At 35.5% G+C, this 12785-nt stretch carries 12 protein-coding genes; 4 read left to right on the forward strand and 8 right to left on the reverse strand.

The features are described 5' to 3' along the window. Positions 1-14: 14 nt before the first annotated feature. The 6 genes from LO744_RS17520 to tssD all read right to left on the reverse strand — a co-directional run bounded on the left by LO744_RS17520 (position 15) and on the right by tssD (position 6362). Positions 15-1055 carry a hypothetical protein gene (locus LO744_RS17520; RefSeq protein ID WP_230671681.1) on the reverse strand — a complete coding sequence of 347 codons (1041 nt, stop codon included), beginning with the start codon at positions 1053-1055 and terminating at the stop codon, positions 15-17. Positions 1056-1124: 69 nt separating this feature from the next. Then, a complete protein-coding gene (locus tag LO744_RS17525) occupies positions 1125-2501 on the reverse strand; it encodes a T6SS phospholipase effector Tle1-like catalytic domain-containing protein (protein WP_230671683.1) in 1377 nt (458 codons plus the stop codon). Between the two features lie 3 nt (positions 2502-2504). Further along, positions 2505-3533, reverse strand: coding sequence for a DUF2931 family protein (locus LO744_RS17530; RefSeq protein ID WP_230671685.1), 1029 nt, complete (start codon positions 3531-3533; stop codon positions 2505-2507). Positions 3534-3597: 64 nt separating this feature from the next. Continuing rightward, positions 3598-3768, reverse strand: a complete 171-nt coding sequence (locus LO744_RS17535) for a hypothetical protein (protein ID WP_230671687.1) — start codon at positions 3766-3768, stop codon at positions 3598-3600. 4 nt (positions 3769-3772) lie between these two features. Then, positions 3773-5701 carry a type VI secretion system Vgr family protein gene (locus tag LO744_RS17540; protein WP_230671688.1) on the reverse strand — a complete coding sequence of 643 codons (1929 nt, stop codon included), beginning with the start codon at positions 5699-5701 and terminating at the stop codon, positions 3773-3775. A gap of 256 nt (positions 5702-5957) precedes the next feature. Continuing rightward, on the reverse strand, positions 5958-6362 hold the full coding sequence (tssD, locus tag LO744_RS17545; protein WP_230671690.1) for a type VI secretion system tube protein TssD: 405 nt from the start codon (positions 6360-6362) through the stop codon (positions 5958-5960). A 295-nt stretch (positions 6363-6657) separates the two neighbouring features. Between tssD and LO744_RS17550 the strand changes: the two genes are divergently transcribed. After that, on the forward strand, positions 6658-7686 hold the full coding sequence (locus LO744_RS17550; RefSeq protein WP_230671691.1) for a LacI family DNA-binding transcriptional regulator: 1029 nt from the start codon (positions 6658-6660) through the stop codon (positions 7684-7686). 203 nt (positions 7687-7889) lie between these two features. Here the strand turns inward: LO744_RS17550 and LO744_RS17555 are convergent, their stop codons facing one another. Continuing rightward, positions 7890-8303: an endonuclease domain-containing protein gene (locus LO744_RS17555; protein WP_230671693.1), complete on the reverse strand. Its 414-nt coding sequence runs from the start codon at positions 8301-8303 to the stop codon at positions 7890-7892. Between the two features lie 363 nt (positions 8304-8666). Between LO744_RS17555 and LO744_RS17560 the strand changes: the two genes are divergently transcribed. The 3 genes from LO744_RS17560 (at position 8667) to LO744_RS17565 (ending at position 10904) form a co-directional block, all read left to right on the forward strand. Then, the gene (locus LO744_RS17560; RefSeq protein ID WP_394799525.1) at positions 8667-9155 is read left to right on the forward strand and encodes a hypothetical protein; all 489 of its coding nucleotides are present in this window, start codon (positions 8667-8669) and stop codon (positions 9153-9155) included. Between the two features lie 324 nt (positions 9156-9479). Next, the gene (locus LO744_RS20395) at positions 9480-9614 is read left to right on the forward strand and encodes a hypothetical protein (protein WP_262908824.1); all 135 of its coding nucleotides are present in this window, start codon (positions 9480-9482) and stop codon (positions 9612-9614) included. Positions 9615-9719: 105 nt separating this feature from the next. Beyond that, entirely contained in the window at positions 9720-10904 is a 1185-nt protein-coding gene (locus tag LO744_RS17565; protein ID WP_230671695.1) for a HEPN domain-containing protein, read from the forward strand. Positions 10905-11097: 193 nt separating this feature from the next. Here the strand turns inward: LO744_RS17565 and LO744_RS17570 are convergent, their stop codons facing one another. After that, a complete protein-coding gene (locus tag LO744_RS17570; RefSeq protein WP_230671697.1) occupies positions 11098-12717 on the reverse strand; it encodes a UxaA family hydrolase in 1620 nt (539 codons plus the stop codon). Positions 12718-12785: the final 68 nt, after the last annotated feature.

The raw sequence follows: 12785 nt of genomic DNA on the forward strand, positions 1-12785 counted from the left end.
GTTTAATTTTAAAATTAATCAGTGATAACGGTAATTATAACTGATATTTTTTTTCTTTTTTCAAGATTGATATCGCATTCCAGATACAGTGATTCTGAAAGCTGAGTTTCCCCGTTAAGATAATACTGAAGTCTGAAGTTACCATCATCATTCATTATCGGATTATCTTCTATTATCAATGAAAATGGTGCTCCGTTGATAAAATCATATCTACTTCTTTCATCGTATAAATTTCCATTCCCTTCGATATTGATTAAATCATATTCATCTTTTAAAGGGTCAATTTCAACTTTAAAGCGATAGCTCGGTTCAACAGCATTATTAATTATTGGAAAAGTTTCGGTCATTTCAGTTTGATACTTCTCATTAAACTTTTGGTAAATTCCAAAAAACAAAGTGCGGATGAAATAATCGTTTTTAATGAAAATAAAAAGTGAGCCCGGTTCATCCAAAACCTTTTCAATTTTCTGGCAATATTCATCTACAACTTCACCTTCAAATTCTTTATAAACTTCTTCTTTAATGCTATTCCATCTTTCTTTGAAAACCTCCACATTTTCAATAGTATTAAATTTGCCTTGCTGATCAACACTTATTGTCATCGGGTACAAAACTTTTGAGGTTTTATATGCCAACAAATCTGCAATTTCATTGACTTCTTCTTCATTCAGGAAAAGAAGCGATATTCTGTCAACTTCAAAAAAATGAAATCCATTTTCATATTTAATCCATCGAACAGAAACATCATATTTTAGTTCATTTTTCTTTGTATCATTTTCAATCGTAATCATCGTGCTGTATTTCAGAATCGAATTTTCGGGCTGAAAAACCAATCTGTTTCCATGACCAAACTTTACGAGTTTACTTTTATCTTCAACTGCTGTTCGAGGCAAAAAAAGCTCTTTTTGTTTGGTAATATTTATTAAAATCTGATCTTCAACTTTACAATGATTGTTATGAAAATGCTTCAACAACGACTCAGAAATATGATAAATATTCGTAATACTTTTCAGAGTTTCACCAGATTGAATGATATGTTTATTAAATTTTTGCATAAAAATTACATTCCGCCTAGATACATAGAAGCTAAAAGTATCGGAATGCTGATTACTAAATTGATTATATTAATGGGTTACTCTTTTTCTGTCTGATCGAGGATCTAAGCCAATTCCTTCTCTTTTTGCTGACCAATGCAAATATTTATTCCTTAATTCTCGGAGATCTTTTTGTTCGTTAATTTCGTTTTGATAATTTTGAGATGTTTTAACACCCTTATATTTGTTTTCAATTTCAGAATACCATTTAAAAGTATAAGGTTTACCTTCTCCCATCACATAAGTTTGAAGTCTTTTTTTGACTCTTGTCAATAGCGCATCATTTGAAACGAGATATTTTGTATTTTCAATTTGATCTACATCTACAGGCAATTCGTTTTTCTTCCCATACTGTGCCATGAAATGCAATGGTATGTAAGTATAATTTTTTATTAAATAGCGGGTACCCTGTAGTGCCCAATATAAATTGCCTCCGGTATAAATAAGTTGATCATCGTTATACCAACCTTCCGCTATTAATCTTTTTCTCAAAGGTTCTAAATCATTTCTATTAGTCCAGTCGGTCTCTATTTCTTTTACGATTTCGGTCTCAGTATTATAGCTTCCTCCAATATCAGAATGCACTCCAGGAAAACTTTTTTCTATACCTACATGAACATGAGTAAGATCAAAATTTTCTCGATGCTCGTTTTCTGCAACAAAATGAACAACCTTTTTCGCTAATGAAATCGTATTTAAATTCAACTCTGCAATATCATTACTGAAATTGATTCCATAAGAGGACACCGTATCGTAAATACCTAAAAATCTAACCCTTACCACATCTACTTCAATACCCGCTTCTTTAAGCTTCAATCCTAAATGACCTCTCTTAGGTAATTGCAATTCACTTGTCACATACCCATCACTATCTGTATAATAAACACTCCCCGATCTGCCTGCACTTCGTGGGGTTGCATTGTATTTTGCTTTGCCAATTTCATAAACAAAATTTCTTGCTGCTGCTGCTCCCCTGCTAAAGCCAAAAACATCAAAAGTTAAAACTCCGATTTTTGTTTTTCCTGTAATCAAGGGTTTTAATTTTTTCGTTACAATCTCTTCACATCCTTTCCGAACTTTTCCTCTAATCCCCGTTGAACCGGTACCGGTACCATATCCTATATTGGAATCAGACTTTTTATCTTCAGTTCCAATTCCTTCTACATAGATGCTGCTTTTTTTATCATAATTGTCCCAAAGTCTGGCAACATTTGTCCAATCGCTATAATAACTGGATCCGGTATCTTTTTTACCATTTTTCTGAAATTCTGCACTGTTTTTTTTTCTTTCATCGGTATTGGTTTTATTATTACCCGTTCCGTCAAAAAAAACACCCAACGTAACATTTATTACATTAGCATCTTCTAGTGCATCAGGAGTATAGCTGTTGAATATAATATTTGCCATCGTTTAATAAATTAATCTGAGATTATTTTTCAAAGGAATCTTTTTTTCCTTTTGCTGTATATAGAGTTCTATATTTTTCCTTTCAGGCTCAATTTTTAAAATTATTTCTGAAGGTTCTTTCGGGTTTATATTTTCTTTGAATTGCTTATTTATTTCATTCAGATAAAAATCTAAAGGAATCATTTTTAAGCCTTTCTGTATATAATTTTTCCAATAATCTTTATTTTCTGTAAATACAACCGACGCTCCGTATTCTTTCCCGTTTTTATCTTTAAAACCAATAGACAAACGATCCGGAATGGCTCTGTTTTTAGCTTTTACAGTCTCACCAGCTTCTGTAATAACATTTTCACTCTCCCCATTACACGTGCTTATATAAGTTTCTGTAAGTGTGTAACCGTTGGGCAATTCAATTTTCGGTTTCCAATCATACAACTCTCTAAATGCATCATAAATAGTAGCCGGAGGAACTCCGTTTGACGTTAAACTCTCTTTAATGTCCGGGCTCATCACGAAATCACTTTCTAATCTTTTCTTGGCATAATCATTTTCTAACATATACCGCGCATCTTCATACGCCTGCTCTTTGCTAATAATCGTATCATGCGCCTGAAAAACGCCTACTTCTTTCTGATCTTTTTCGCCCATTATCCATAACACAACCCTGCCCTTTGGAGCAAGACCAACGATAAATTCATCATATGTCTTCGTGATATATTTCCCTGAATGGTAACTCTTAAATCCTTCTTTAAACAAATCATAAATTTTCTTCTGATCTAAATCCCATTTTCCTGTGTAGAATTTTTCTTCTTTTAAAGAATACCAAGTAAACTCAAGCTTATGTGGTATCTGCATTTGCTCTTCAGAAACGTTCATGAGACCTCCATTTTCTCCCCAGCCTGTATTCTGTGTTCCCCAAATAGCATCAAATCCATATGTGAAATCATCTGAGATAATTGCTCCGGAATAAACTTCAATAGGATATTCTTGTGGCGCAGAGATTGTTCCGGTCCATTTAAATTTTTCTTCCACGTTCTTATTTTGACAAGTTAATAATGAGAAACTACATAAAATGAAGATGAAAATGAATTTCAGTTTATTTATTCCCATGAGACATTATTTTTTTATTACTCGCCAAAACAAGATTTCCACTTCTTGCTTCAGCATTTATTTTTTTGGCTATTTTTTCAGCCTTATTCCCAACACTTAAATTGTAAGTATCAGTAACTTTAATAATAATATTTTTTGCTGTTTTTCGAATTGCCATGATTTTAAAATAGCTTAGATTTTTCGGCACTGTTGAATTCCACAATTTTCCCGCTTTGCATCGTCATATTTTCCAGTTCGCTGAACATTGAGATTTCTCCCGCAATTTCATTCGATGTTTCAGACTGACGGAAAAACTCTTTCTCCACCATTTCTGTTCTCGTGTCTGAAGACTCTCGAATATCTCCCGCTGCAGTTTGTACAATGTCTGTTCCTGCGGTTGAAATAATATTGTCATTTGCCGAACTTGTAATACTTGCTCCTGCAGAAACTGAAATTTCTTTACCAGCTGTGATATTAATATTTTCGCCCGCATTTAAGGTGAAATTTTTCGGTGCATTCATCGAAATATTCCCCTTTCCATCCATGAAATAAGTATTTCCGCTCGGATCAATGATATTCACACTTCCTTCATCATCATTCATAAGAACTTTAATTCCACTTTTGGTTTGGATGGATCGCATATGATTATTGATTCCTCCGCCCAATCCTATTCCACCATGAAACATCCCACCCATTACAAAAGGTCTGTCAGGATGATTGTGCACAAAATTCACCATTACCTGATCACCAACTTCGGGGATGGCAACATAACCTCTATTCTGAGTAATCTGATCGGTTCCTCCTGCATCGGGACTCATCATTCTGATGAAATGAGTGGTATCATTCGTTTGCCAGTCAAATCTTACCTGAACTCTTCCTTGTCCTTCAGGATCGGTGTTCGAAATGACCGTTGCAATCTGGGGCTGTGCAATAGGAACGGTAAATTCAGGCTTGGGTAAAAAGCCCGTATCGGATGCAATCCCTGCAAAACTTCCCGTGTAATGACCTATCGTATCAATTTCATGCGTTGTTTCTGTCACCATGATTCTTGTGAAATACGAGGTTTCATTCGTATCTGGTTTTCGCATTTCGATATCAACACTGCATCCCGGATGCAAGAAAGGAACGGTGGTAGAACCTGAAAGATTGAAAACATTTACTCCTTCACTTCCTGAAGTACTTTTTTGGGAATATTCTACATCCAAATGAGTGGTTGCCTTGATTGGTGCAATACGTAATGATGGTGTTTTGTAAATAGCATCGTTATGCTGATAAGCTGTTTTTGCTAAATCTCCTACATGCTGAATCGGTGTAGAACCCGATTTTAAAACTTCATTTTTATTGCTGTTATAACCGTAAAACTGGGGTTTGGTATGAACGGCTTTCAATTCAACTTTGATGTCGTTAGCACTGCTTCCGTATGTTAATTTTATCGGCTGATTCTGAGGAGGAAGTTTTCCGAAGTGCAGAACTTCACCATCATAATAAAACTGTTCGCCATACGCTTCTGCCATTCTCGCCAGATAATTATAATGTGTTTCATCATACTGGCTGCTGTAAATAATTTGAGAATAATCATTGGTGTCAATCCTTATATCAAATCGGCTTTTATCTAAACCCTGTTTAATGACTTCTTCAGCAATGATTCCCATATTGACCGCCTGATTTCCTCCAAAACTTTGAATATGTGGTGCGCCATCCAATAAAATAGTCGGACTGTAACCGGACAAAACGATATTTCCCAAACTCATTCTCTCCTGACTAAATCCTACACCTGTAATCACGCCTACAAAAGTTCGTTCAGGACTGTTTTCAATGTCTTTATAAGAAATGACAGCGGTTAATCTTTTACCTAAAAACTTATTCGCTTCTTCTAAAGTATGAGTTTGGCGGTCGCCTAAAGTATCATGCGCTAAAGTCAGTGTAAATTCATGATGTTTTTGCGAGCTCTGGGTCAATTTGAAATGTTTGTAATACTTGATTACTTTACCTTCAATGACTAAAGATAATTTTACCAGTCGGTTGATGCCAACATGATGGTTTTCTGAGATTCCTGCCGCATTCTGAGATGGGCGAAAAGTGGTATTTCCAGATGTGTCAAAGTTTTTCATATCTGTGTAAATTTGGTGTATAGAGCATAAATTTATAAAATATTATTCATCTCGATATAATATTTTATATTTATTTTGTTTAGTAAATTAATGAGAATGCAATTAGCTTGCCTTCTGTAATTTACATTTAGGCAATATCATTATTTTTTTTAACCCCTTGTTTTTTGAAATATTTTTTCACGAAAGAATTAGGACAAAAAAGACCGTCTTTTGAGGACAGTCTTTATGTGAATCTCTATAAACCTTAATGAATTTTTTATGCACCTGGCCAAATTCCTTCGTACGCAGAATTACCGTAGTTTATTTTTTCTGCACTTACAACAAAGCTAATCAACATTGAGTTTTCGTCAACTGCATCAAAGTCTACTTCGTGCTGAATAACGTAGCCGTTTTCCCAGTTTAAAGTAATTAAAGTTCCTTCTTCGTGAGATTTGTTGAATGTAATTTCGCCTGAAGTTGGCTTGTATTTTCCGTTTAATAATGATTCAAGGATTTCAGATTTTTCTGTTGCCTCAATCGTTAATTTGATAAGCGCATTTGATGGATCTGATGCTACTCTACCTGAAACATCCGTAGATCTTGAAACACTATAGTTCAATTTTAATAATTTTTGACCTTCGCTGCCGTTGAATTTTAAGATTCCTCTTGAATTTGCTGCCATAATAAGTAAATTTTAAATCGTTGGTATTTTTGTGATTTCTATAACCCAAAGATAGATAGCCCCAAAATATTTTTAAAGCTTTTAAACTATTATTTCGAAAATTGTAGTAATTCTACGATTTCTTGTAGTAGAACTACGACAACGATCCAAGAATAAAAGAGAGATTGGTCGGGTAATATTTACTCAATAACTTAAAATTATAGCTTCTACGCTATTGGTATTCATAATTTGATTAAATTTACCACCATTCCTTCTAAGGAATACGGATGGAAAATTTAACGTTATTCCCGCAACTATGACAAAGAAAAATGCCACTATTTATGATATTTCAAAGAAGCTAAACGTAAGTGTGGCAACGGTTTCCAGAGCGCTGAATGACAATCCTAGAATAAGCCAGGCTACGAAAGATCTGGTGATTAAGACGGCAAAGGAAATGAATTACAAGCAGAATAACCTTGCCAAGGCTCTAAAAAGTGGGGAAACCAAAAACGTAGGAATCATCGTTCCTTACATCAACACCAACTTTTTCTCATCCGTCATCCGTGGAATTGAGGAAGAACTTTCCCTTCACGGGTATCATGTGATTATCTGTCAAAGCCATGAAGATGTTTTAACAGAAAAAAAACACCTCAACACCCTACTTAATGCTCAGGTAGACGGAATCTTCATGTCGGTTTCCCGAACTACGGTAGATACAAAACATATTCAGCAAATTTTAGATACATCCAATACACCCATCATATTTTTTGACAGGAAAAAAGATATTCCCGGAATAAGTACTGTAACCATTGATGATTACAAAGGCGGATATATGGCAACCGAACATCTGATTGAAGAGGGTTATAAAAATATCTGTCATTTTGCAGGAGATCTGAATCTTGAGATTTATCAAAACCGTCTGAATGGTTATAAGCAAGCCCTAATTGATCATAAATTTAAGGTAAAAGAAGAAAATATTATCTCTACCGGAAGCTCTATTGATGCCGGAATTGAAGCCATAAAAACGTTATGGAGCAGACCATCTATTCCCGATGCTATATTTTCATCGAGTGATTTTGCAGCTCTTGGAGCTTGCCAAGAACTTAAAAAGCGTAAGATTAAAATCCCTCAGGAAGTTGCCGTTATCGGCTTCTCCAATGAACCTTTCACCCAATTTATGGAACTTCCTATGAGCTCAATGGATCAAACTCCTCTGATTATGGGAAATATGGCAGGACAGGTTTTTATTGATCATATTAAAGATAATTCTTCGGGAGTTTCTATTGAAAAGAAGGTTGTTTTAGCCCCGCAGATTTGCGTGCGGAAATCTTCAAAGAGAAAGTAATTTTTCTTTTGAAGTAAAGACTTTTTTACGACTGTTTTACCACCCCGTTTTCTCCCTTTGGTCGAATCCAACCCTCCAAGGGAGGGAAATTTTTCCTAGGTATTTTGTTTTACGAGTACTAGAAATTCATAGAACATCGGGCGCTCGACATTCCCCTCCCTTGGAAGGGTGGCGAAAAATCTTCGATTTTTTGACGGGGTGGTCTACGCATAATGCTCAATGATGAAATTTTCCAAATCTCTCATCACAACATCTAAGTTATACTTCACATCAAAATCACTTACTCTAAAAACGTTCAATCCTAAAGATTCCAAATACTTTTGTCTTACCCCATCATAAATTTGTTTTTGATGATGACTCCAGCCATCAATCTCTACCACCAGTCCTAATCTTTTTACATAAAAATCAACAATATAATTTCCAATAATTCTTTGCCTGTCGAAATCGATATGATGAAATTTGTTAGCATGAACTTGTTTCCAGAAAATAACTTCGCTCAAAATTCCGGCTTTGCGCTTTCCTTTTAATAATATCTTTAAGTTTGGATTGTAGGGAAGATTTCCCACGAAGTTTTCACGAATTAAAACTCCGTTTATTTGAGTTAAAATTTCTTTCATTGTGTTGTGTTTGGTCAAATGTAGAGAAAATTGAGTAGATAGTATAATTTTTTGTTTGCCTTACTACTGTTACCACCCCGTCTTCTTCCTTTGGTCGAATCCACCCCTCCAGAGGAGGGGAATTTTTCGTACTACTTACTTTTTTTAAGAGCATTTTTTAGCTGAGTAATAACTTTCAATAAACCCACCTACTCTACAACACAAAACCAATCGTCACCATTCCCCTCCTCTGGAGGGGTGGCGAAAAATCTTCGATTTTTTGACGGGGTGGTCTCACCGCATCGAAATTTTTCCTACCTTAGTGATTCCTCAAAATAAAAACACACGATTTTATATACATAGTATTAACCTTTAAAATCAAAAATGATGGGATTAACAAATTTAAACTCCACCCATTTGAGCAGTGCAAAGATCACTGCCGCACAGGATGCCATCGTGGCATTGGAAATAGCACTTGCTGAAATCACTTTCAACCTTTCAGCCGACGACCGCAAAAGGTACGGAAGCATCAATGAACAAAACAAGCTCTTTGTGAACAAAGTTCATGACTACAACAGCAGTCAGCCCAACTTAAGCTCTCCCGAAGTCGACTGGGAAGAATTCAACAGAGATCACAGTTCCCGAAAAAACATGGAAGCAATGATCAGCAGGCTTGAAGGTTTGATTACGAAAATGAATAATGCCAAAACACTTCATGATTACGACAATTATCAGGCTGCTTTGGTAGATTATTCTTTCACCACCTACAAAGCGGGTTCTTCGGCCTCGGGATTTGAAGACAAGCACAAAGACCTCAAGCAGTTTTTTCTAAAAAGTTCACCGCCACCTCCTTCACCAGAAGACAAAAAGTAAAACAACAATCATTAATTGCCCTTTCAATAATCTGGAAGGGCATTTTTATACTTTACATTTTCCCGTGATGGGTTTCGATACGTTATTTAATGCTCGAGAGACGATCTCTAGTTCCCGATTTATGCGAAGACGTCTTTAAGCTATCCAGAGACGTTCTTTACTGGTCGGGTGAGGTTGTTGACTCCTCGGGAGACTTTCTCCATAGGTCGGGTGCGGTGTTTTACCCATCCGGAGGGATCTTTTACCTGTCGGGACTGGTTGGGTAACGTGTCCGGATATATCCTGAACCCCATCGGAGACGTCTGCAACCCCGACTGACTTCTGATGAACGTATCGGGAGAGGTTGCACAACGTATCGGAAGCTTAGTGGAACGTATCGGGATAGGTTTTGGACGTGTCGGTTGGGGTTCGGAACGTGGAATTTGGGGTTGGGGATGGGGAGGGGTGGGTTTTATATAGGTATAAAAATTTGCTGTTAATATTTATTTAATTATTTTTAAGGAATTATAGTCTGGATTGAAAAATTGTTTGAAACCAGATGTCAACTGAAATACTTTACCAATTGTGATAAAAACAGAATATTTAATTACCTTTAGAATCAAAGAATTTTTTTTAGAAGATTCTAGCTCTCTAAATAATTTATTGATGACCAACTCCTTAATAAATATTGAAAATGATACTTTGAAGTTCAAGGAAAAAGAATTTTCATATAATATTATATCCCATGAAATTAAAGATAAAAATCAAAGACTATTTAAAATCATTGTTGGTTGTACAGATGAAAATCAAATAATTGATTTATCTGACTTCCTTAAAATTTTACGCGAATTCGTATATAAAATGGAGGGCAGGGTTAATATTATTTGGGATGACATTTCTAATTATTATTCAACAAAAGCATATCCAGAAATTAATAAAATCGAGAATCTCTTAAGAAAACTTATTACATATTTTATGATTTCTAATTTTGGTCAAGAATGGACTGAAGAAAGCATTCCATTAGAAGTCAAGAACAGTATAAAAAATAACAGAGATAAAAATAATTTTCTTCATAATACTGATTTTATACAGCTTGCAGATTATTTATTCAAACCTTATTCAAGTAAAAATGTCGAAATCCTCTTGCGAGATATTAAGAAAGATTCTTTTAATGAAGACAAGAAATATTTAGAGCAATTCGTCTCAAAATCAAATTGGGAAAGATATTTTAACAATTATGTTAATTGTGAAGATGGATTTTTGCTGAAAAATTGGACAAAACTTTATGAATTAAGATGTTTAGTAGCACATAATTCTTTCATAAATAAAAACGAGTTTGATGAAATCATCTCTATTATAGAAAATCTTAAAGGGAAATTTATAGATGCGATTTCTGCTATTGATGACATTATTATACCAAATGACGAAAAAGTTACTGTCATTGAAAATGTTGTTAGCCTTAAAAATGAATTAGTTAATGATTTTTTATCTAAATGGTATCCCATTTATGAAGAAGTCTATAAATTATATATTAAAAATGGTTATGCCGCTGACACTTCAAAGCCTCTGCGCGAGATGGTTTCAGATTTAACATCAAAAAAGGTATTAACTGATGAATTTTCAGAAAATTTAGCAATTATAGGAAATATTAGACAGAAAATAATACACTTTGAAGAAACCCTTAGTGATGAAGAAATAATCAATGCAACAAATTTAGCAGAAGAATTTTATGATAATTATATATTATTAGAAGCTCCTTTTTATGAATAACTGAACGATATCACTGATTTGAAACCCTAACTTTCTTCAAAAACAATATGCGAAGGACGGATTATAAAACCCGATGTTGCGGATCTGCAATCCGTGACTTTATATTACAAATCTGCGCTATCGACAAAAAGAAAATGCTCTCTACACGATGTAGAAAGCATTTTCAACCCTAATATTTAATATAATTAACCCATTACAGAGAGACACCGCGTCTCCATGGAATGAAATCATTCTGATTAAGAAGGTCGGCTTTGGTTTTTTCTTCGCCGCTTGCGACCTTGATGATGTATTCCAGCAGTTCGTCTGCTGCTTCGGGAATTGTTTTTTCGCCACTGATAACGGTACCGGCATTAAAGTCGATGATATCTGACATTTTTTCTGCCAAAACCGTATTCGAAGAAATCTTTACCACGGGAGCAATAGGATTTCCCATAGGTGTTCCTAAACCTGTTGTGAAAAGAACAACTGTTGCACCTGAACCAACTAATGCGGTTGTACATTCGGCATCATTTCCGGGAGTACAGAGAAGATTCAATCCTGGTTTTGTTGCATACTCTGTAAAGTCAAGCACTTCCACAATCGGTGCTGAACCGCCTTTTTTAGAAGCTCCTGCAGATTTCATCGCATCGGTAATCAAACCGTCTTTGATATTTCCGGGAGAAGGATTCATATCAAAACCAGATCCTGCCGCAACCACAGATTCTTCAAAATCTTTCATAAGTTTGAGGAATTTTACGCCGTCTTCATCATTAATGCAACGGTTGACCAACTCCTGCTCTACTCCACACAATTCCGGGAATTCGGCAAGCATAGTTGTTCCGCCAACTGCCGCCATAATATCTGAAACTTCGCCCAACACAGGGTTTGCAGAAATCCCTGAGAAACCGTCTGAACCGCCACATTCCAAACCGATGTTCAGTTTCGTGATGGAAGCTGGTTTTCTTTCAATATCGTTTGCATTTTTAATTCCTTCAAAAGAATCTTTAATCACACCCGTTAACATCGCATCGATGGTACCGGATTTTTGCTGTTCGTAAACAACAATCGGCTTTTTGTTATCGGGAGCCAACGCGTGAAGGGCATCCATAAAAATCTGCACCTGAAGATTCTGGCAACCTAAACTTAGAACAGTTGCACCTGCGACATTTGGGTTGTTTACATATCCTGCAAACAGTCTTCCCAATGCTTCGGCATCCTGACGAATTCCGCCACAACCACCTTGGTGCGTGATGAATCTTACGTCGATATTTTTAAATATTCTTGTATCTTCTACTTCCTCTTCCACTGCAACATCAGAATCCTGTCCGCCATTTAATAATGACCTTAACAAGAGTTGATGTTTACTTGCCTTATCATGAAGTAATTCTTTTTCGAAAATATCTTTCAAAGTTTCGATATTCTTATTTTCGCAGAATACCAAAGGAAAGAATAGCCAGATATTTTCTGTTCCTACTTGTCCGTCTTCACGGTGATATCCGTTGAAAGTACGGTCTTTCCATTTATCTACATTGGGTGGAGTCCAGCCTAATGTATCTGTTTTACCTACTACTTTTGCACTTTGGTGCTTTACATTTTCAGTGGTAATGACTTCGCCTTGTTTGATAGATTGATTTGCTTTCCCAACGATAACGCCATACATGATGATATGGTCACCGTCCTCAAAATCTACGGCGGCGAATTTATGTTTAGCCTTGATGTCTTTTACAACCGTGTAATCTGTACCGTCTAAATGTACCGATTCTCCGGCAGGCAAATCCATCAACGCGACAATCACATTGTCTTTAGGATTTACTTTCAGTACTTTCTTTTGCATGATTTTATATGGAGATATTTATTGTTTTTAAAGGTCATATATAATCGCCTATCTTGATTGATTCTTCT

The organism is Chryseobacterium turcicum (assembly GCF_021010565.1).
GTDB classification, from domain to species: Bacteria; Bacteroidota; Bacteroidia; order Flavobacteriales; family Weeksellaceae; genus Chryseobacterium; species Chryseobacterium turcicum.